The following is a 21,674-nucleotide window of genomic DNA, read 5'->3' as shown; positions in this document are numbered from 1 at the left end:
GTAAGCCGTTAAGAAGTTTTAACAAATTAGTGACTGCTGCGGGCATGCGTGTCCTCTTTCTCGATTCTTCTCAACCCAACGGCAGCATAAAGGCAGATGGATAAACTCGTTCGTCTCACGCGGGAGCATTATTTGAGAATAATCAATTCCTATTTCCAACAGGATATAAATTTCGGATTCAAACGAAGGACTAACCAGGCTACTTGTCGAATAGCCTATTTAGATGAATTTTAGGTACAGGAGATACAACCAACGGAAACTTTTCGAGCACAACGTTGCTGGTATCCAAACCGAAACCTTTCTCTTCCGACAAATTGATTGATTTTAACCAAAAATGAATCCCCATAATCAACCGCTCCCCAAACGGCAGTTCATTGTCCTGACTTAGGTATTTTTCGGTAACCACAAAGGTAAAGTCACCCACTACCTTCCTGCGTTCCAAGCTTTCGTAGCGACTAATAATGTTTACTTCCTGGGCTCGAACTAACTCGTCAACCACATGCCGGAACAGTAGACTCAGGCGTGGCTGAACCCGAAATCCCAGAATGAATTCGACGCGAATAATGTCGTCAGCAGCGATGTGTTCCACTTTATAGTCCATTCGATACGGATCATCCACCGTATCCACGTGCACAAACCAGTAGATGTCAGCCCGTTTGGGTCTACGCTGTAAAATCGAGTAGATGATTTTATGTTCAATTTCCTCGGGATTGTCGGCACTGGTTAGAAAAACCAGATGCGTAGCATACTGAGGTATTGACAGGTCATGACTCAACTCCTTGAGAAGTGGTATATAAGGATCCAAACGAACGAACTCTACGTAGCGATTTTTAATCTTTCGGGCTTTGAACCAAACAAACATGACCACAACTAAAACACCACTCACGCAAAGGGCCACGTAGCCACCATGGGGAAACTTATCCAGATTAGCGACTAGAAAACTGCCTTCGATCAGCAGATAAACGCCCAAAAACAAATAGACTAGGACCCCTGCCACCCAGCGCATGAATAAATAATTGGCAAACAGAACGGTAGTGGCTAGCATACACAGTGTTATAGCCAGACCGTAGGCGGCTTCCATGTTGGTGGATTTTTGAAAGTAAAGCACAATCCCACAACAACCCATAAATAACAAGACGTTGATGCCTGGTAAATACAGTTGACCTTTGACTTCGGAAGGATACTTAATGCGCATTTTAGGCCAGAGGTTCAACCGGATGGCTTCGTTAATGAGCGTAAATGAACCACTGATCAGGGCCTGACTCGCAATAATAGCTGCACTAGTGGCAATGATAATTCCGATCAGCAGAAACCATTCCGGCATTAGTTTGTAGAATGGGTTAAAGCCAGCCTGAATCATCGCTTCGCTAATCGGTTGTCCGTTTCGATGGGACAAAAGCCACGCTCCCTGACCTAGATAATTGAGAATCAAACAGATCTTTACAAATACCCAGGATACTTGGATGTTACTGCGGCCACAGTGTCCCAAATCAGAATACAACGCTTCTGCTCCCGTCGTACATAAAAATACGCCCCCCAAAATCCAGAACCCCTGCGGATAAGTGAAAAGCAGATAAATACCGTAATAGGGGTTAAACGCCTTGACGATACTAATGTCATCGGCCAGGTGAAGCAAACCCAACGCGGCCAGCATGATAAACCAAAGCGACATCACCGGTCCAAACAGCTTTCCGATGGAGGCAGTCCCAAATTGCTGCAAAAAAAACAAGGCACTGATAATACCCAGCACGATACCGACAATCGTATAATCGGTGATCCCATGCAGCGACTCAATGTTTCGCAACCCCTCAATGGCGGAGGTGACTGACATCGGTGGCGTGATCATGCCATCCGCTAATAATGAAGCTCCACCAACAATAGCCGGGAACACCAACCATTTGCGTCGACGTCTAACCAGGGCGTACAGCGAAAAAATGCCTCCTTCCCCCCGGTTGTCGGCTCGCAGGGTTAATACCACGTATTTAAGGGTCGTTTGCAGGGTAAGCGTCCAGATGACCAACGATAAAGATCCCAGGATCAACTCGTCCGTTACTAGTTTACCCTTTAGAATGGCGTTTAGCACGTACAGGGGGGATGTGCCAATATCGCCATAAATAATACCCAGAGCTATTAACAGACCAGCGGCCGATACTTTGTTGGTTGAATGCGTACTCATAGTGGTTGATGAACTCGAAGCAAAGTTTAATTCGTCCGGTTTAAGCGTGCAGACGATCACAGGATGCCACGTCTAATTACTCCCTAGTGGATTTGTTTTGACCACGGATGAGTAGGCCGTTTTCGCACCTTATCGATTTAGCCAGCCTTTGAAGGCAGTGGCTTTTTCTTTGCTGATGATGATCTCCGTGGGGGTATGACTACCCGCTATCACTTTCAGTTTTCCGTTAAAATAGTTATGAATACGTTGGATCGAATTGACCTGGATAATGTACTGCCGATTGGCCCGGAAAAAATGACCGGGATCCAGTTCGGCTTCCAGTTCTTCCAGCGTCAATGGAATTATCATTTGCTCTCCACTCATCAGGTGAGCAAACGTGAGTTTAGCTTCCGAAAAAAAATAATCGACGTCCTGAACCCGTAGCGTGATATAGCCATCCTTATAGGGCAAAAGAAAGCGTTGCCGGAAGGGTTTGACTTGTGCTTTATAAAGCGCCATCAGCTCCGCATATATACTAGACGGGTCAGGTGCCAACTGAGCGGGATGTAGTTGCTCAAACTTAGTCAGCGCTCGGGTCAATTCATCCGCATCTATTGGTTTGAGCAAATAATCGATGCTGTTTACCTTAAAGGCCTGCATCAAATATTCGTCGTAAGCCGTCGTGAAAATAATCGGGCTTATCACGTTTACTTGAGAAAAAATATCAAAACAGATCCCATCCGCTAACCGGATATCCATCAAAATCAGTTGCGGTTTAGGATTCGTCTTCAACCACTGAACACTCTCCTGAACCGTACCTAAGATGGCTACGATTTGATGATCGGGGTGAATCGTCTGCAATAGGCGCTGGAGACGATTAGCGTTTGGCTGTTCATCTTCAATGAGGAGTATACCGAGTGCACTCATAAGAAAAATACAAGAAGTAGTCGATCAAGTATTTGTATTGGCTTTGTTACCTGCTGATATGGCTTTATCGTTTTTATATCACAGGTTTATACGTAGGAAATTCTAATAAAGGGAGTTCCACCTGGAAGGTGCTATTTTCTGAACATACAAATGGAACCTGACTCGATAGGATCTGGTAGCGATTTTTAATGTTGGCTAATCCCATTCCTAACGAAGGAAGCGGATTAGAAAAGGGCTGTATATTATTAGACACCCCTAAGCATAGTCCTTTCGTATAAATATGAATGTGTAACGGCTGCGCGAGAGTCGCTCGATTGTGCTTAATGGCATTTTCGATGAGCAACTGAACCGTAATCGGTGGAATCCAAAGCGAATTCAGCGGAGGGCTTATATCTAGTTTGATCTGTACCTGATGGCCATGCCGAATTTGAATTAAGTATAAGTAGGCCTTGACAAACGCAATCTCCTCTCGCAAGGGAACCAGATCATGCTTTACATTCTGGATCATGTACCGATACACCTTCGAGAGGTTGTCTAAAAACAGTGACGCTTTTGGACCATCCTCCAGAATGAGCTCGGACAGCGTGCTAAAATTGTTGAACAGAAAGTGCGGATCCAATTGCAGTTTGAGCGATTGCAACTCCGCCTGTAACGCACTTTCTTTTGATTCAAGCGCTTTTATTTTCAAGTCGGCCGCTTCTTCCAATGTGGATTTCCAGCGTTGTAATAAATAGTAGCCCGTGTACAGGCCACTCACCATCAGGGCTACGATTAAACTGACGATAAAGGTTTGATAAACCTCCAGCGTTTCCTGAAGGCTTAACGCAGCCGGGTACACCAATTTGTAAACCCGATCTTCAAGCGCCAGTATAACCACGCACGTCAGCAGGGTGAAGACCGTTTGCAACAGAAAACGGGCTAACGGGGCATCTGACCAGGGGAGACGGCGTTCCAGACCGCGGGCAATCCCAAGGCTTCCTTCACTGATCAGCCAGCTAAAGAAAAAGCCAATGCCTAACTCAATCGCCCATTCCTTAGGCAACATCTGGATGTAGTATTTCCAAATGATACCCGTTGGATTTAACAGAAACGAGAGGACCTGAATGGCCAGGTAGACAAGTGGAACTAAGGCCAATCGCCAGTAGCGCGGGTCTATATTCTGGGTGGGGATTAAGCGTCCGTGGGTCATATGTTGAGCGGTGGCTAAACGTTACTTCCATCCCCCACCAAGGGCCCGGTAGAGTTCGACAGTGACAGCCACTTTATTCCGTTCGAGCTGGGTTTGGTCCAGCCGGGATTGTAGAAAGTTACTTTGAGCTGTAATAATTTCTAGATAGTTTGCCATGCCATGTTTAAACAACAACCGGGTTGAGCCAATTCCCTCTTCTAACGCTTGACGTCGACGAGTTGCAGCCTTTAACTGCTCGTCCAGTTTCTGGTAAGCGATTAACGCCGTAGATACCTCGGAGTAACCCACCAAGACAGCCTGCTGAAAAGTCAGAGCGGCTTTGTCCTGCTCCAGAGACGCCAGTTCATACTGCGTTTTGAGCTGACCCCGCTGAAAAATAGGTTGCGTCAGGCCACCAATGGCATTCCAGAAGAGGGAACCGGGTATGCTTAGCCAGTTCGATGCCTGAAACGTACTCAACCCACTTTGTGCCGTGATGGTGAGCCGGGGATAAAGGGCAATTTGAGCTAGGCCGGTCCGGGCGACCGAGACCCGCAAGGCATTTTCAGCCGCCCGAACGTCAGGTCGGGCCGCCAGCATCGATACGGGGAAACCAGCTGTTGGGTTAAGTGTCAACTCCGCATGGGGCTGCCTCTGCCTGATCACACTACGAGCATATTGACCGCAGAGCAGACGCAGAGCGTTCTCCTGCTGGTTGATACTTTGTTCAATTAGGGGAATAAGCTGCCGAGTCACTTCTACTTGCGCACTAGCTTGTTGGATAGCGAGTGAGGTGGCTTCACCCACCTTGAATTGGGCTTGCGTGATCAGTAGGGTGGTGTCGCTCAATACCTGGCTCTGGAGGGCAATGGCGCGTTGTTGATCAAGCATCAACAAACTGTAGTAGGCACTGGCCACATCGGCCACTAACCGGGTTTGAATTCCCCGTTTTACTTCCTCGCTTTGCAGCAACGTATAGAGGGCTTCTTCCTTCTGACGCGCTACCCGTCCCCACAAATTTACCTCCCAGTTCAGCCCTACATTTGCGGTGAAATCGTTGATGGTTAACTGGCCGACAAAGGCTTCGTTTCCCAGACCCGCAAAGCTGTTGCGGGCGGACCGGACACGGCTTGCCTGAATTTGCGCCGTTAAATCGGGTAGGTAGTTAAGCCGAACCTGTTTAAGGCTTGTCCGGGCGGACTCCATGTTTTTGATGGCGATCTGCAGGTCTTTATTGAATACCAACGCAGTATCGATTAATTGTTGAAGGACTGGATTGGCGAAAAAGTCCCGCACGGGGGGCAAGGGCAGAGAGGTTGTGTCCAATCGCTGTTCCTGACGATACGCTGTCGGCAAGTTCAACTCAGGCCGATTAAACTCTTTGCCCACCCGGCAGGAGCATACACTCAGGATCAAAAAGGGAATGAGATAGCTAATTTTCATGAGGGTCTGTATCAATCGACGTTACTAACCGACTGACGTTGTCTTTAGGCAAGGCAAGCCGGTTAGGATGGGTGAGTTTGCTTACACGGTTTCTGGTATGGCTACCGACTTGGCGATTGGCTTACGACTGATTCGTTCCTGAAGTGACTGAAAGAGGACAAACAAAAGCGGAATGATGAGTAGGCCTAGGACCACGCCGGAGATCATACCACCGGCCGCACTGGTGCTGATGGAGCGGTTCCCAACCGCTGAAGCACCGCTGGCAAACATAAGAGGCACCAGACCCGCAACAAAAGCCAGGGAGGTCATCAGAATCGGCCTAAAGCGTTGTCGGGCCCCTTCCACGGCGGCTTCCACGAGCGTCATTCCTGATTGGCGAGCCTTCAACGCAAATTCGACAATCAAAATGGCGTTTTTGGCTAAGAGGCCAATCAGCATGATTAAGCCAATCTGTACGTAAATATTATTGGTGATACCTGCCAGGCCAATGGCCAGGTAGACGCCTAAAATTCCGGTTGGGATGGATAAAATAACGGCTAAGGGCAACAAATAACTTTCGTACTGGGCTGAAAGCAAGAAATACGTGAAGAGGACACACATACCAAAAATGAACACCATCTGTCCGCCTGATTCTTTCTCCTCCCGGCTTAGGCCACTCCATTCATAGCTCAGTCCCGTAGCTGATTTTTGACGTAATAGTCTTTCCGTGGCGTCCATGATCTGGCTATTGCTGTAGCCATCTTTGGCCATGATGTTCACCGTAATACTGTTGAAGAGGTTGTAGCGATTAATGACTTCCGGGCCGTACACTTTATGCAGTTTCACCAGGTTGCCAACGGGAATCATCAGGCCGGTATTATTTTTTACAAATACCTGATTAAGCGATTCTTCGTCCATCCGGTATTGCCCTTCTGCTTTGATATTCACCCGGTAAAATTTGCCAAACCGAACAAAATCACTCGACTGGGCACCGCCGTAAAAAAGCTGAAGCGTCGTCATCACATCGCGGGGTGTGGTTCCGAGTTGAAAAGCTTTATCGGCATCCACGACCACGTCAAACTGGGGGAAATCAGTGCGGAAGGTAGTAAAGGCGGATCCAATGGAAGGGTCTTGGTTCAGCTCACTCACGACCTGCTGCGCCTTTTGGCTGAAGGCTTCCAAACTCCCTCCCGTTTTATCCTGTAGAACGAGTTCGGCCCCATTGACGCTGCCAAACCCTTCCACGGGGGGCGAACGGAATAAGCTCAACTCGCCTTCCTTGACACCCTCTAGTCGTTGCGTAATGGCTTCCAGGATTTGATCCATGTCCTGGATATCACCCCGATCTTCTTGGGGTTTCAGCCGCATAAAACCTAACCCATAGGATGGTCCTGCGCTGTTACTGAGCAGATTATAACCCGAAATACTGGTCACCTGTTCCACCTCAGGCATTTTTTGCAAAGCCTGATCAATCCGGTGGATGGTACTAGTGGTAAATTTCAGGTTATTTCCCGCGGGTAGTGACAACGAATACATCAAAAAGCGATCATCTTCATTGGGCACAAATTCTTTAGGTGCCCAATTCATCAGTAAAAAAGCCAGACCTGTTACCAGCGTCAGGAGACCAACGCCAAGCCATCTTCGGACCATAAAAAACTGGATACTGCGAACGTATCTGGTCGTTAGCTGGTCAAAGCCCGTATTGAAGGCGGTAACGAAGCGTTGCTTGAAATTCTTCTTTAGTATTTCTTGGTGCGAGGGTTTGAGAAACAGAGCACACAGGGCGGGACTTAACGTGAGGGCATTGACGGCCGAAATCAAAATGGCAATGGCTAGCGTAAAGGCAAATTGCTTGTAAAAGACGCCCGCCGGGCCACTCATAAACCCTACGGGAAGAAATACGGCGGCCATGACCAGCGTAATAGACACAATGGCACCTGTAATCTCCTGCATAGCCGAACTCGTCGCTTCCTGGGGCTCCAAGTGCTCGTTTTCCATTTTGGCGTGTACGGCTTCAACAACGACAATGGCATCATCCACGACAATTCCAATGGCGAGCACCAACGCAAAGAGGGTTAATACGTTAATCGAAAAGCCAATGAGTAGCAAAAAGAAAAACGTCCCAATAATGGCGACGGGTACGGCAATGGCCGGAATTAGCGTTGAGCGCCAATCTTGTAAGAACAGGAATACGACAATAAATACGAGCACAAAGGCTTCAATCAGCGTGCTTTTCACCTGATCAATGGATTGATCGAGCCGTTCTTTGACGCTTTGAAAAATATGATATTCAATGCCCTTAGGAAACGACTTACTCACCTCATCGAGCGTTTTACGAACGGCAATTTCAATCTGGTTGGCATTGGATCCGCTGATTTGCTGAATCGCCATGGTGACGGCCGGTTTGCCATTTTCTTTATTGTCACTGTCGTAAAACGCAGAACCGAACTCGACGCGGGCCACATCCCGAATGCGTAACATGGAGCCATCCGCGTTCGCCTTTAGGACAATTTGCTCAAACTCCTCGGGTTTGCTCAGCTTTCCTTTATACTTAATAATGTATTGCAGCGGAGCTTTCGATTCTTCGCCTAGCTTACCCGGCGAAGCTTCCAGGCTGCTATTGGCAATTGCCGTCTCAATATCCTGAGGGACCAGGCCGTTAACCGTTAACTTTTGCGGGTCCAGCCAGATGCGCATGGTATAGTCTTTGCCGCCGAATACCTGCACATTACCAATGCCCGGAATCCGTTTTAGGGCCGGTATCAGATTTATTTTGGCGTAGTTTTGCAAAAACAATTCATCAAATTTGGCCGAATCCTGACTCATCACGTTAAAAAACATGATGTTGCTATTTTGTTGCTTCGTCGTGGTAATACCCGCCCGAATGACTTCAGCCGGAATCTGGCTATTGACCTGCGCGACGCGGTTTTGCACGTTAACGGCGGCTTGATCCGGATCGGTTCCCTGATTGAAAACGACCTGGATACTAAATGAGCCATCACTTCCTGCGGTGGATTTGATGTACTGCATCTTTTCTACCCCGTTGATGGCTTCTTCCAGGGGGGTAATAACGGAACGAGTTACGCTCTCACTGTTACCACCAGGGTAAGCGCCAGCTACGTAAATGGTGGGCGGGGCAATGTCGGGGAACTGAGTCACCGGCAGACGAGTCAGCGAGATAGTACCCAGCAACAGCAGCACAATTGAAATAACAGTGGCTAGCACGGGTCTATGAATAATCTGTTTAAGCATACCAATCGGATGATACGAGCTGGATGATTCCAGCCATAGACGAGATGAAGACGTTAGGTATGGGACAATTAGCGCTGTATCAGTTCTCCCTCAGTAACAAGAGTCGCATCCTTGGCAACAATGCGATCCCCAGCCTTGAGTCCCTGGGCATGAACATAGTTATCACCGCTTTTACCGTTGACGGTAATAGTTACCCGTTGGGCGCGGTTATCCTTGTCAAGACGAAAAACATATATCTTGTCCTGAATGTCGGTCGTTGCCTGTACAGGCACTAGCAGCACATGTTGCCGGGTTTCCGGCAGCACAATACGGCCCGTATTCCCCGAACGAAGTAAATAGCGGGGGTTATTAAAGACGGCCCTAACACTGATGCTTCCCGTGCCCGTGTCAAATTGACCATCGACCATCTGTACTTTACCCGGCTGTTCAAAAGGCTTTCCGTCAGCTAGAATGAGTTGTACACCAGGAAGGTGTTGGATGGTTTGGGTTACTGGTTGGTCCGATGTCCGACTAAGCTGGAGAAAATCCTGCTCAGTCATCGAGAAATAGGCGTAGACCTGGCTAATATCGGATAGCGTCGTTAAGGGCAATGTATCCGTTGGAGAAGCCAGATTTCCAACTCGCTTAGGGATGCGGCCAATATAGCCACTTACGGGTGCTTTGACGAGGGTAAAGTCCAGCTTAATCCGGGCCGAGGCTACGGCTGCTTGTTGCAAAGCGACGTTGGCTTTGGCCGTTTCATAACTGGCTCGAGCCGTTTTCAACTGGAACTCGGAGGTAACCCGGCTTTGACTAAGCTCGGTGAATTTCTCCACCTCCAGACTAGCCTTTTGACGCTCTGCCTGAGCGGCTTCTAAACTGGCCTGAGCGGTGTGGAGCTGTTCGAGGTAGGGCGCATCTGCAATTTTAAAAAGAGGTTGTCCAGCTTTAACGAATGCGCCTTCTTCGACGTATATTTTCTGGATATAACCTTCCGCCTGCGGTCGGATATCCACATTAATTTTACCTTCAATACGGGTGGGGTAATCTTTTTGAAGCGTTACCGAGTTTTCCTGCAAAGTGAGTATAGCCCGTTTTTGAGGGACCGCTTGCACTTGATTGGTTTGGGTATCAGCCGAAGATTGGCAAGCCTGAAGGCCGACGAAGCTACTGAGCAATAGCCCAACAAAAAAGAGTATTTTATAAAGATGAACCTGTTTCACTAATAAAGCAATTGATTATCTCAAAGGTAGGATGCCCTTTGTGGAACGAGCGATTTTAGTTACCCAACCATCCAAAGCAGCTACTCAAGCAGACGAATCGTTCACTCATCTGGCCCGACAGCAGTTTCTGCCCTGACAGAGCGCGTTAGCGTGGTCGGCATAATGCTAACGTCAAGCTTTGAACATTGGCGTGCGTTTCCTTAATACTACCTATCTCGTTAAACGCCCCTTTTAAGGGTCGCTTACCGAATCCTAGCCATTCGTGTTAAGTACAGCTAGACTGATTCTTAAAAAGTTATCTCACAAATCAAAGCCTCACGTTCAGCGGTACACCTGAGTTTAAGAGACAGATTTTTCACTAATGACAGCAGCCGCCGACCGTGAGTATTCGAAACGCTCCGTGACGTACTAACTACCTAATCTTGGTTACTGCCGTGCGGATGCGTTAAGGACGTTCAGAATTGAAAGAGTAAGCCAAAATCGTCCAGGAGCGGACTGATAATTCGTTTACTTCTCTGTGCAGGTGGTGTTAAGCGATACGCCGTTTTTAATACCGCTATTCTGGTTGCGATACTTATTCATATCCGTAGTACAGCAAACGTCCTCTTTGTAAGAGGTACTAGTTGAGCCGGCTTTAGCCAGGGTTGTACAGGTAAAGCACTGTTTACCGATTCCGAGGAACTTACAGCCGGTTAAGGCAAAAAGAAGGGTGTAGGTAGCTATTTTCTTCATGGTCTATACTTAAACTGAGATGGTCTAATTTATCGGCACACTGGACTTGCTTAACTTCGCAAGACCATGCAGCAATCCAGCAAACCCAAAACTCGGCGAAAATATGATGCCGACTTCAGAAACGAAGTCGTTAAAATGTTGGTTAGCGGCCAGACTGCCGCCTATATTTCCAAGGCCTTAGGCGTTTCAGAGAATCTGATCTACCGCTGGAAAAACCAGAACCAAGGGGTAAAAAAAGCAAATGGTGAGCAAAATGAGCTAGCTCTGGAAAATCAGCAACTCAAGGATCGAGTACGACAATTGGAAACCGAGCGCGAGATCTTAAAAAAAGCCTTGAGCATTTTCAGCCGACAGACCTGAAGTTATACTATGAACTCATTCATGCACTGGCCAATACGTTTCCGGTCGAAACACTTTGCTCTGTACTGGAAGTGAGCCGGACAGCTTACTATCGTTACCAGCGGGGAGATAGCTACAAACCAACGCTTGAAAAGGGAAAGAAACAGCAATTGATCGAACAGGTTTTCGCCGATCATAAACGACGTTATGGGAGCCGACGGATTGTGGCTGAATTGAAAGAGCAAGGCCATGAAGTGGGACGACATCAAGTGCGGACACTTATGAAACAAGCTGGTTTACAGCCTATTCAACCTAAGTCGTTTGTGCCTCGCACGACGGATAGCACTCATGGAAAAGGCTACTGGCCTAACCTATTGTTAGATCAACCCTTACCACAAGGCCCTAATTTGATTTGGGTGAGTGATATCACGTATCTGCCGTTGACGAATGGAGAATGGGCCTATTTAGGCTCCTGGATGGATCTGTTTTACCGGCGAATTGTAGGGTGGCGCGTCGATGACAATATGGAGGATGACTTGGTTATCATACCCCTGCATAACGCCTTGCAATCTCGCCAGCCTTTACCCGGCTTGATTACCCACTCGGATCGGGGTGGTCAATATGTATCGAATGATCTGCACGCACTAATCAGTTTATGGAAGATCAGGCCCAGTATGAGCCGAGCCGACGACCCTTATGACAATGCTTTTGCGGAGTCATTCTGGAGCCGCCTGAAAGCGGAATTATTGGAAGGAGGTACATTCCTGAGTGTGGACGATGCTCGAACTGAAATCTTCGAGTATATTGAAATGTACTACAATCGGGTGCGCAAGCATTCGTCGCTGGGTTACAAAAGCCCTGACCAGTTTGAACAGGAGTATTACACTAAACTTGCAAGTTCAGTGTACCGCTAAATCGGACCACCCCAAATTAACGGTATCTCTTTATAGTAAAAAGTTGGCTTAGTATCTAGGAATCTAACAAGTGTTAATGTGCTACCAATCGGTGATGCAGAATACACTTTTAACAGAAAGGGTGAATTACTGGGTATTTCACTCTTAAATTCTTTCTTGTCCCAGTCTACGAGCATCGTGGGTAGCTGGATGGTTGCTGTGGATTGAGCCCTAACCAGGCAAAAGGACAGAACCACTATAAGCAGGGTAATTAAAGTTTTCATATGGTTTAGGGATGGGTATAGCTTGGATAGAGTCGGTTTCCAACCGTTTTCGAGTTAACCGGAAAAGTACAGGTAGTACCTGGAGCAGTCAACGGGAAATCTCCGGTTTTACGAAAGCCAAAACAATAGAATTTCGAGCTAGGTGTGCTTAGTCATTCAAATGTGTTCCAGAGATAATAGTAAGGCAGCTCATAACGCATCCCAAGTGGCTTACTGACTAACACCCCTTTTACGTCAGCTTAACCTTGGCCGCAGCCAGCAGGGCCAGCAGCTCGGTCAAGTCTTCGGGCTTAATGAATACGTATGACTTGGAATCGAAGCGCTCGAGCTTCATAAACGCGGACCAGCCCTTATCGCCACTAAAGCAGCCGCACTCGAACCCGCCCCGGCTGCGGTAATACCCTTCGGTATAATTGGCGGGTTTGGATTGCAGTAAATCGGTTTGCAGGTAGTTGATCGACTTGATCAGCCCGTCTATCTCATCGGCATCCAGAAGGGCTAACTTGGTATCAGCGCCCAGACTAGTGTAAGCCTCGTACTCGAAGCGGAGGGCTTTGGTCTTTTGCCCACTGATGATGTCGGTGAAAGTGGCAATCTGGATTTTACACTTCTTCAGTGTACCGACGTCTTCGTATTCACGCTTGATGAGCGTACCTGATTTCTCGGAGAAACGCTCGGCGTTGCTGAGTTCTTTCTCGGCTTCTATCGACTTTTTAGCGGTTTGCTGAGCGGTAGCGCACAACGGAAGGAAAAGTAAAACAAGGAGAAGGTTCTTCATTAAAGGGAGGTTTGTTTACTCCCCCAAATATGCACACTTGCTAATAACCACCTATGTCGGATCTAGGACAATTGTTGTCGGGTTTGAGACAAAATCACGCGAATAGTACCGAGTGAGGTAAGTAGCCCTGTAGGACGCTCGTTTTCAACCCTATAAAGCTTATATGCGCTTTACTAGTGGGTAGATCTTTAGATCAATCAGCCGAAGAGTTGTTCGGCGCTAGCAGCTATTTGGTGATAAATATATTTACAGTATCCTGTAAGGTCGAATCTTTAACCTTAACGGTTGCTGTTGCTTTGCCTAAAAACGTTGTGTCAGATATGGCAAATGTGGCAGAGGTGGTACCAGTGTCATCACTGCTTTGGTTCTTACTACGGTACACAACTGACGGAATTGATGTACTACTACCAGGCTTAGTGACAATAAATTCTACGTTCGTGCCTACCGTCGGGATCCCAAGCGTCCGAGTAAGCTTAGCGGTAAGTGTAATCTCTCCTCCAAATGAAGCTTTAATGGTAAAGGCGCTAGCGGAAAGGCTGACACTAGTTGGAGGTGCAGATTTGAAGGTAACGGTGAGCGATTTTTGGGCAGTAAGTTCACCAGCCTTTGCTTTGATGACAGCTGTTTCTGGTTTGGTAGAGCTTTTTAAGGAAGCAGAGGCTATAAGTTTGATTTCATTATCTTTAAAAACTGGCACCGCTTTCACCATTACCGTTGTTTTCCCTTCTTCGACAAACGTTCCGGCGCTGGTAGTGAATGTAACATCGCGCTTGCTTTCCTTCGTATCTTTCATAAGTTCAGCTTCGATGGTTAGCGTCTGGTACCCATCGGCGCCTAAATCCTGATCTGTTGTAACAAATTTTACGGCGTTGTTAAGCAGTTCCGGGGTCACTGTATACGTATCAGGATCCGAGCAGGATAACAATGCCCACAAAGCTGCGGTAAGGAGAAGTAAGGCTTTTTTCATTATTTGAATAAATCTACGATACCCCCAAAAAGGTCTCTCAACTCAAGATCGAAGGAAGCGCCGATGAAGGGAGCCACACTTGTTTTCTTGTTATCTAATAAAGGATTTGCATCGAGCGACTTGTACCAAAGGCCACCAATGGCTATTTTTCCAACATTGCTCAACCGAAATCCTATACCTGTTACTAATGATTTAGAACCAAACAAATCTTCCCGCTGATTTTCGGCTTTAATTGAAGACAGTGTTAACCCAGCCATGAATGAAAGTCGATGCCACACAGTTTTATGGCGTACGAGCTTAAAGGGAATATCCTTATTTATTGATCTGAAATTGATGTGAAAGCCGATATAAGGGGCAAACTCAATTGAAGATCGCACATCTCTCCATTGAGCGCCAGGCAAAGCTAGAATAACCCCAAAATCAGGGACTATTCTAAATTTACTTCTAGTTTTAAAATCAAAAACGTCGGTTGTTCCATCAGTAGAATTGTTTGCTTTCTTAGTTAAATCTAAATATTCATTCAAAATTCCAGCAAATTTTAATTTATCTTTATTTATAGCGTTTAATTCCTCAAGTGATTTCTCTAAAATTTCAATATACTTTTTTAGATCAGATGAAAGTTTGAAAAAATTTAATTGAACTAAAGCTCGCACGGAAAAACCAGTTCCCATAAATAGAGATGTATTAGTGTTGCCTAATACATCGCGCTCTTTGTCATATTGCAAATCACTAAATTGTCGTACTATATCTAAAAGGGAAATTGATTTCTTTATTATTTCAATACGCGCTTCAAACGATTTTTCGTCTATTTTATCAGTATCAGTTGTGTAATTGATTGGTATCAATCCTTTAACAATATCTAAGGAATTTTTTTGTGTACTTAAATTGTCAATTACTAAGTATAGATCGTTTTTCTTTTCACAAAATGGGATTGTATTAATTTTACCATTTTTTTCGCAGTCGAAACTAATTAATTGATCTTTTAATAGGTTAATTGCATTTGATATATTATGAGAGTTTAATTTGTCTATTGTGGATAAATGTACATTAATGTTATTAACCAGTTCTATAAGAGGAGGCCTAACCACTATCCCAACGTCGTCTACTTGTTTTGGATTATCAGGAGTTAAGCTGTTTCCGTTAAACAAATAATCTTTTGAAATGAATGCAACAGTAGATGGAAGTCCGTTTTTAGGATCATCTCTATTTTCGTAAGAAGTAATTCTATAAAACTTATATTTTTCCCCCGCCTTCCAAGCGTCATTTGACCAATTTTTACCCTTTGTGAATGGTGTTGTTGATCCAAATTTATTCGTGGCTATTATATTTTTAAAGTCGAAAGTACCTTTTATGTAATTTGTTCCATTTAACACAAACTTAAATGGTAATCTCATAGATATATTAGTATCTAAAGAATTGTTAGAACTAGGGATTATATATATATTTTCATTGATAACAGAAGTGCGAGAATTTTTTTTAATAAGATCTAATTCTGACCAAGTTATAACTCTCTTAAAATCATCAAACGTAAAGTTAAGATTTTGCTCTCCGTTAAGTTCATTAGCTTTATTTATACTAGCGAATAATTCATTTGCTTTATCCTCTTTATTATCAATTATACTATTTACTATATCTATTGCTGAATTAACTATTGAGCCATCGCGTCTGATCAAAGAAAATCTATATTGTTGATTTGGGTTAAGTGGTGGTACATTTACTGTGATTGTAGTTACACCCTTGTTTATTTTTGACTTATTAAAATTGCGAGCTTCAATTGTGTACAAGGAATAATTTGCATTATAGTTATTACGTAAATTTCTTTTATAATCACGATAATACTTAACATTTCTAAGGAAGTTTTTAAATCGCTGTGTATAAATTTTTAATTTCTTGCTCTCAGGTACGGGGTTGTACAGATAAGACTTTAGCCTTGGCTTAGTGTATATATCCTTATAAGGAATTAAATATTCACGCCTTGATATGGGCAGATACTGTCCGTACTTATCAATCTTATAAATAGAGATTGATACAGGGGGGTCGGTACTTGGATAAGATAATCTGAGAGGGAACTGTTGATCAAATGGGAGGTTTTTGTTCAACATGTTTGAGTTGGTATCAATCTCAATGACTGTATCGGTCTTGATGAACTGTGCTGCGCCCGTTTGTGGAAAAGACAGCGTCATAACCAACAGTATATACCACAGGGCAACTTTTTGCTTGGTTGTAGTATGCACCCAGTTATCCATTGTAGTGACTCTTAGATGAAATAATTTAATTTTAAAAGTGCTAAGTACTGACGTTGATTTGAGTCGTTCAAGGGGAAAACTCCCGTTTTTTCGGAGGGAAATTACCTTATGTGAGCGTTTTACCTGACTTGAAAGCGTTGCCACATAGTGCCAAATTCACGTTTGCCATTTAGTAGTTTTCGAATTTGGGACAAAATCCCTCGGAGATAAGGCACTCTTCCCCCTCACGAGTCAGGCAGGCCAACGCTTTGTCCGAACGGCTCATGGTTTCTCTATAAACAGTTGAAAACGTGCTTCCTATAGTGTACATAGCCAATCCAAGAAATTTATTCGTTTACCGACGCACAAAGCGGCCAGGTTTAATCTAAGCAATCTATTTGTTTCGTATTTTAGCCAATCGATCATATATAAGAATCTTCGATCTATGCAGCACATTATCCGCACTGTAACCAAAGAAGTTTCAAAATCAACTGTCGTGAAAAGCGTAGCGGCCGTGCTCGGCAGTTTGGCTACGGCGATATCGTTATTGGAGCTGGAACCCCTTCACCTGGCCCTCTACATCAGTGTTGCGGTCCTTGCCATTGGGGCTATCTTTTATATGAATGGCCGAACGAAACACATTCCCGTCCTGGCCGATCCGGACTACGCGCCCGAGTACGAAGTACGTTACATCGAAACGCCGGCGGAGTTTAGCCAGGTCGACGATTTGTACCAGTACTGTTTCAAGAGTTCGAGTATACCCACCGAGGTGATCAAGGGCTGGTGGCGGGCTTATGAAAGTGGACTTATCGGGTTATTTAAGGACAACGAAATCATTGGCGCGCTGAGCATCTGGCCCTTGACGGTTGACGTATTTGAAAAACTAAAGAATGGCTATATCCAGGAACGGGAGATCGAACGCGGTCAGATCGACGCCATAACGAAAAACAACTGGTATGTATCCGAGATCGCCTTGGACCGGTCTACGTCAAATTTCCAGGACAAAAAGAACCTAGCCTCACTGATCTATTTTACGATCGAGCACTTAGCGAAAGAGGCTAATAACAACTTCCCGGTTACGGTTTTAGCGTTAGGGTATTCGCCCGAGGGCAAACGTCTATTAATGCGGGCTGGCTTCAAGATGCAGTTGTCGGCTAAGGAGACCAAGGATAAGCAGGATCTGTTTAGCTTGGTAGTTAAGAGTCCCTCTGACTTGATCGCTGTCCAGCAGAAGTATCAGCGTATACTGAAAGAGGATTCGCTTGACCTCAGCAAAACGGTCATCATAGCGCCAAATTCTGTCGATACGGACAAAGCTTAAGTGTTCTGGGCTTTTTAACGATTCCCCTGCCGATCCGCTAATAGCTTACAGTGGCTGCGCAAGTCATCCCGTTTGCGCACGAGCTGTTGAATATCAAATTGAAATTGGATTAACCAGCTCGTGCTCACGACTGAAAGTTTGTCCGTAGTGACTTCCCGTTCAATCCGTATCCAATGCGCAATGACTAGGCCAAAAGCGGCTAAGCGTTTAGTTTGATGCGCTAGTTCTTCTGAAGTATGATCCTCTAAAAACATATACCTGGTCAGCCTTGTCCGCTGGCTTTTTGTTGTCATGTGCTCGTGTTCGCCAAAACAAAGAATAATACTTAAGGACCAAAAGGAATATCTTTTTATCATCGAACTTCCCGGCTACACCCCCTTCACTGGTAGAAGATCGGCCACAACTTGATCGACGGCCCAGCTTTTTGCGCACATCCTAATGAGACTATGGCTAGACTGGCGTTTGTACTTCGCTGCGAGTTTTGGGCTGCGCAGATCACGCGCCTGGCTAAGCGTACCTCGGTAGTAGTCAAATCATAACTAACCGGTGTTCTAGGTCGTTGTAACCACGTAAAAAGATCAATTGATTACAATGCTTGCTTTGCCAGCTTTTACCCTTGTTTACGTATGACCGGCGACCAACTGCCCCTAGGCGCTTTCCAGCCACTCAGTGATCAACTGGATATCACCATCGCGCTCCAGGCGGCCGGACTGGGCATATGGGACTATAACCCGCTTACCAATCAGGTTCGCTGGGATGAGCGCTGCCGGGAGCTATTCGGCATAGGCCGGGGAGGTCAGTTTTCGTACGAGATTACCCAGCCCTTCATTCACCCCGATGACGTTGAGCGGGTCAATCGGGCTTTTCAGGCGGCACTTAGTCCCCAGTCAAGCGGGAACTATCAGATCACCTACCGCACCATCGGGGAAGATGAGCGTATCCGCTGGATTCAGTCCACGGGCCGCAGTTACTTCAACGAAACGGGTCAGCCCGTCCGGTTTTCGGGCGTTGCTCAGGACGTTACCCAACAGGTAGAGGCCCGGCAACGGGAATCGGCAACCCAACAGGAAGCCCAGCGGCAGCAGCGTATCTATGAAGCCATCACCGGGAGTACCCCTGACCTAGTCTATGTCTTTGACCTTTCCTACCGGTTCACGTACGTCAATCAGGCGCTGCTTACCATGTGGGGCAGTACCTGGGAGGCAGCCATCGGCAAGAGCCTGCTGGAAAACGGCTACGAGCCCTGGCACGCCCAGATGCACGAGCGGGAAATTGATCAGGTAGTCGTTACCAAACAACCCATTCGGGGCGAGGTGGCGTTTCCCCACGCCACGCTGGGCCGACGCATTTATGATTACTTGCTGGCTCCCGTGCTGAACCAACAGGGAGAGGTGGAGGCCGTAGCAGGCATCACCCGCGACATCACCGAACAAATAGAAGTCCGACAGACTATAAAAGAGAGTGAAGCCAAGCTGCGCTCCATCATCAACTCCGCGCCCACCGCCATCGGCGTGTTTGTGGGGCCGGACATGATTGTTGAAAACCCGAACCAGTTATTGATCGACCTGCTAGGCCAGGGGCCGGATCTTGAAGGCAAGTCATTCCGCCAGTTCCTTTCCGGCGTGGTGGAAGAGGACCAAAAGTTTATTCAGATCATAGACTCGGTTCGCACCAGCGGCCAGCCCTTTGAAGCCAAGGAAGTGGGCGTATTTTTCAAAGTCGAAAGGCGGACCCGGTACTTCAACATTAGCTTCGTGCCACTGCGTGATGAAAGTGGAGCCATCTTTGCTGTGCTGGACGTCAGCGTAGACGTGACGGAACAAGTGGCAGCCCGCCAAAAGCTTGAGGAGGCCGAGTCAAGCCTGCGGGAAGCGGTTGAAATAGCCCAACTGGGTACTTGGAGCATCGATGTCGCCACCCAAGGGCTTACGTTTTCGAACCGGCTAGTTGAGTGGTTTGGCTATGACCCTAAAGCCCGGTCCTATAATCAGGTTATTCCAATCCTGGAAGCGGGCGATCAGGAACGGGTTGGCCGGGCGATGGTTTGGGCGCTCAATCCAGCCTCCGACGGGGTATACAACGAAAGCTACACCGTCATTCACCCTAAAACAGGCCAGAAACGAATCCTGCATGCGCGGGGCAGGACAGTCTTCGACGCTAGCGGAAAGGCCGTTCGGCTCAATGGAACAGCCATGGACATTACCCCCCAGCGAGAACTGCAGCTGGCCTTGGAGCAACAAGTCCAGCAACGCACTGAGGAACTGGCTGCGGCTAACGAAGAACTAATGGCAACCAATGAGGAACTGGAGTCTAACAACGCAGAGTATGCAGCTATCAATGAAGAACTGGAGGAAGCCAATCAGTTGCTGATCCGTTCTAATGACAACCTGCAAACCTTTGCTTATGTGGCTTCTCATGACTTGCAGGAGCCCCTGCGCAAGATTCAGCAGTTCGGCGATCTACTCAAGAGCCGCTATGCCGACTCGGTGGGGGAGGAGAGGGACTACATTGAGCGCATGCAACTGGCGGCTAGCCGGATGTCCACCCTAATCAAAGACTTGTTAAATTACTCGCGCATCTCCACCCAACGCGATACCAGCGGCCCTGTCCCATTGGATGATGTGTTTAATTCTGTGCTGTCTACCTTAGAACTGACCATTCAGGAAACAGGCACTCAGGTACGGGTTGAGTCGTTGCCCACGGTGGTGGGTGATGCATCCCAGCTAGGTCAGCTGTTTCAGAACTTGTTGGCAAATGCGCTTAAATTTCGCCGTCCTGACGCTGTGCCTCACATTGAAGTCAAGGCGAGCTGGCTGGCGGCTGAACACCTTCCAGAAGGTATCAAACCAAGCCGCAATGCGATCGCGTACCACCGCATTGATGTGATTGATAACGGGATTGGCTTTGATGAGAAGTACCTGGATCGCATCTTTCAGGTGTTTCAGCGGCTCCACAGTCGAAAGGAGTTTGCTGGGACAGGTATTGGACTGGCCATCTGTGAAAAGGTGGCGGCTAACCACGGGGGAGCCATTACGGCCCACAGTCAACCGGGTCAGGGAGCCACCTTCAGTGTCTATCTCCCCGTTTAAGGATAATCGACGAAACAGGCGTCAACCTATCAACTAGTTCATGGTACCTTTCTTTTAGCCAAAGAGCACCGGCTTCATTACCCAATAAGGCATCCGCCGTAGCCAGCTGGTACTTGAAGCAAGTACTTTGTTTAACTCAGCGCTTCGATCAATAGCTACCGAAAGCCGTTTAGCTGCTGAGCCGCCAAGCGACTGCCCCGGCTGCCGGCCACGTTGAGTACCCGGACGTGATGCTCTTCTAGCCAAGCTGCCAGCTGATCCGCTGTTGGATTGATCAGACAGGGCTTACTGGCCTGCTGGTAGGTGTCGAGCGTGAGCTGGGCGCCCCCGGTCAAATTGCCCAGCATCGGGGTAGCTAACACATTTGGGGCAAATCCGCCACGTGAGTATATCAAGTTGCTGTAGGACAATATCTTATGTTAAATATTTCCGCTTTTCCAGGTACTCAGAAAACTAAGATTTCTTTAGGATTCTGTAATGCCACTCGCAACTCACCAGTATATGGCAGTAAAAAGCCTGACCGCATCGCGGTCAGGCTTTTGGCAATTTCATATGAAACATTCTTTTACCAAGAATACTGCCCAAATATAGCTATTTACCTCAAAATGTAAGGATTAAGTAGATAGTTTATGCCACTAAAAGCCATCTATTAACGACCATGCTTCTTTTAGTGACTAAGTAGTAACCTACCCGTCTTAGCAGTAGAGAAATTATTAATGAGCTAGTTAAAAAGCCCTGACCAGATCGGACAGGGCTTTTTTGTTAATGCATAACTAGAACACGCTTAGGGCTTAACGACCTTCACGCTTTGCCGCTGAGCCGGTAGCCCGGCCCCGCCTTCGCTGATCACCTGCAACAGATACAGCCCATTGGATTGCCCCTGCAAGTCCCAGTCAATCGAATGCTGGTCGTTGGCCTGC

The 21,674-nt window shown here is 46.8% G+C and carries 15 protein-coding genes; 4 read left to right on the top strand and 11 right to left on the bottom strand.

The features are described 5' to 3' along the window. Positions 1–199: 199 nt before the first annotated feature. The 7 genes from ACYVBJ_RS20850 to ACYVBJ_RS20820 all read right to left on the bottom strand — a co-directional run bounded on the left by ACYVBJ_RS20850 (position 200) and on the right by ACYVBJ_RS20820 (position 10,858). A complete protein-coding gene (locus tag ACYVBJ_RS20850; RefSeq protein ID WP_460984240.1) occupies positions 200–2,176 on the bottom strand; it encodes a KUP/HAK/KT family potassium transporter in 1,977 nt (658 codons plus the stop codon). A gap of 129 nt (positions 2,177–2,305) precedes the next feature. Beyond that, complete coding sequence (locus ACYVBJ_RS20845; protein ID WP_460984239.1) at positions 2,306–3,082, bottom strand: LytR/AlgR family response regulator transcription factor; 777 nt, start codon at positions 3,080–3,082, stop codon at positions 2,306–2,308. Between the two features lie 73 nt (positions 3,083–3,155). Continuing rightward, on the bottom strand, positions 3,156–4,271 hold the full coding sequence (locus ACYVBJ_RS20840) for a sensor histidine kinase (RefSeq protein ID WP_460984238.1): 1,116 nt from the start codon (positions 4,269–4,271) through the stop codon (positions 3,156–3,158). Between the two features lie 21 nt (positions 4,272–4,292). Beyond that, positions 4,293–5,693, bottom strand: coding sequence for an efflux transporter outer membrane subunit (locus tag ACYVBJ_RS20835; protein ID WP_460984237.1), 1,401 nt, complete (start codon positions 5,691–5,693; stop codon positions 4,293–4,295). Positions 5,694–5,774: 81 nt separating this feature from the next. After that, a complete protein-coding gene (locus ACYVBJ_RS20830; protein WP_460984236.1) occupies positions 5,775–8,924 on the bottom strand; it encodes an efflux RND transporter permease subunit in 3,150 nt (1,049 codons plus the stop codon). Positions 8,925–8,992: 68 nt separating this feature from the next. Continuing rightward, the gene (locus ACYVBJ_RS20825) at positions 8,993–10,126 is read right to left on the bottom strand and encodes an efflux RND transporter periplasmic adaptor subunit (protein WP_460984235.1); all 1,134 of its coding nucleotides are present in this window, start codon (positions 10,124–10,126) and stop codon (positions 8,993–8,995) included. Positions 10,127–10,633: 507 nt separating this feature from the next. Continuing rightward, positions 10,634–10,858, bottom strand: coding sequence for a hypothetical protein (locus ACYVBJ_RS20820; protein WP_460984234.1), 225 nt, complete (start codon positions 10,856–10,858; stop codon positions 10,634–10,636). Between the two features lie 66 nt (positions 10,859–10,924). Between ACYVBJ_RS20820 and ACYVBJ_RS20815 the strand changes: the two genes are divergently transcribed. After that, positions 10,925–11,218 (top strand): transposase, encoded by a 294-nt coding sequence (locus ACYVBJ_RS20815; protein WP_460984233.1) that lies wholly within the window; start codon positions 10,925–10,927, stop codon positions 11,216–11,218. After that, positions 11,158–12,111: an IS3 family transposase gene (locus ACYVBJ_RS20810; RefSeq protein ID WP_460984241.1), complete on the top strand. Its 954-nt coding sequence runs from the start codon at positions 11,158–11,160 to the stop codon at positions 12,109–12,111. Before ACYVBJ_RS20815 ends, ACYVBJ_RS20810 begins: the two co-directional genes overlap by 61 nt. Positions 12,112–12,603: 492 nt before the next feature. Here ACYVBJ_RS20810 and ACYVBJ_RS20805 read toward each other — a convergent pair whose 3' ends face one another. The 3 genes from ACYVBJ_RS20805 to ACYVBJ_RS20795 form a co-directional block, all read right to left on the bottom strand. Then, complete coding sequence (locus tag ACYVBJ_RS20805; RefSeq protein WP_460984232.1) at positions 12,604–13,152, bottom strand: hypothetical protein; 549 nt, start codon at positions 13,150–13,152, stop codon at positions 12,604–12,606. Positions 13,153–13,378: 226 nt separating this feature from the next. Continuing rightward, on the bottom strand, positions 13,379–14,119 hold the full coding sequence (locus ACYVBJ_RS20800) for a hypothetical protein (RefSeq protein ID WP_460984231.1): 741 nt from the start codon (positions 14,117–14,119) through the stop codon (positions 13,379–13,381). Beyond that, positions 14,119–16,509 (bottom strand): hypothetical protein, encoded by a 2,391-nt coding sequence (locus tag ACYVBJ_RS20795; protein ID WP_460984230.1) that lies wholly within the window; start codon positions 16,507–16,509, stop codon positions 14,119–14,121. The genes ACYVBJ_RS20800 and ACYVBJ_RS20795 overlap by 1 nt, the downstream gene beginning before the upstream one ends. A 280-nt stretch (positions 16,510–16,789) precedes the next feature. On the opposite strand from ACYVBJ_RS20795, the gene ACYVBJ_RS20790 reads away from it, so the two are divergent. Continuing rightward, positions 16,790–17,665: a GNAT family protein gene (locus ACYVBJ_RS20790; RefSeq protein WP_460984229.1), complete on the top strand. Its 876-nt coding sequence runs from the start codon at positions 16,790–16,792 to the stop codon at positions 17,663–17,665. Positions 17,666–18,291: 626 nt separating this feature from the next. Next, entirely contained in the window at positions 18,292–20,754 is a 2,463-nt protein-coding gene (locus ACYVBJ_RS20785) for a PAS domain S-box protein (RefSeq protein WP_460984228.1), read from the top strand. A gap of 155 nt (positions 20,755–20,909) precedes the next feature. On the opposite strand, the gene ACYVBJ_RS20780 is transcribed toward ACYVBJ_RS20785, so the two are convergent. Further along, entirely contained in the window at positions 20,910–21,149 is a 240-nt protein-coding gene (locus ACYVBJ_RS20780; RefSeq protein ID WP_460984227.1) for a YpsA SLOG family protein, read from the bottom strand. Positions 21,150–21,674: the final 525 nt, after the last annotated feature.

Source organism: Spirosoma fluminis (assembly GCF_054778895.1).
Note: the sequence above shows the minus strand (reverse complement) of the source record. Positions and strands in the feature narration are given on the sequence as shown.

What these genes read in the sequence shown, in the direction of transcription:
- ACYVBJ_RS20790 (WP_460984229.1), top strand. Translation starts at nt 16,790, where the DNA reads ATGCAGCACATTATCCGCACTGTAACCAAAGAAGTTTCAAAATCAACT.
- ACYVBJ_RS20830 (WP_460984236.1), bottom strand. Translation starts at nt 8,924, where the DNA reads ATGCTTAAACAGATTATTCATAGACCCGTGCTAGCCACTGTTATTTCA.
- ACYVBJ_RS20800 (WP_460984231.1), bottom strand. Translation starts at nt 14,119, where the DNA reads ATGAAAAAAGCCTTACTTCTCCTTACCGCAGCTTTGTGGGCATTGTTA.
- ACYVBJ_RS20785 (WP_460984228.1), top strand. Translation starts at nt 18,292, where the DNA reads ATGACCGGCGACCAACTGCCCCTAGGCGCTTTCCAGCCACTCAGTGAT.
- ACYVBJ_RS20850 (WP_460984240.1), bottom strand. Translation starts at nt 2,176, where the DNA reads ATGAGTACGCATTCAACCAACAAAGTATCGGCCGCTGGTCTGTTAATA.
- ACYVBJ_RS20840 (WP_460984238.1), bottom strand. Translation starts at nt 4,271, where the DNA reads ATGACCCACGGACGCTTAATCCCCACCCAGAATATAGACCCGCGCTAC.
- ACYVBJ_RS20805 (WP_460984232.1), bottom strand. Translation starts at nt 13,152, where the DNA reads ATGAAGAACCTTCTCCTTGTTTTACTTTTCCTTCCGTTGTGCGCTACC.
- ACYVBJ_RS20820 (WP_460984234.1), bottom strand. Translation starts at nt 10,858, where the DNA reads ATGAAGAAAATAGCTACCTACACCCTTCTTTTTGCCTTAACCGGCTGT.
- ACYVBJ_RS20845 (WP_460984239.1), bottom strand. Translation starts at nt 3,082, where the DNA reads ATGAGTGCACTCGGTATACTCCTCATTGAAGATGAACAGCCAAACGCT.
- ACYVBJ_RS20815 (WP_460984233.1), top strand. Translation starts at nt 10,925, where the DNA reads ATGCAGCAATCCAGCAAACCCAAAACTCGGCGAAAATATGATGCCGAC.
- ACYVBJ_RS20835 (WP_460984237.1), bottom strand. Translation starts at nt 5,693, where the DNA reads ATGAAAATTAGCTATCTCATTCCCTTTTTGATCCTGAGTGTATGCTCC.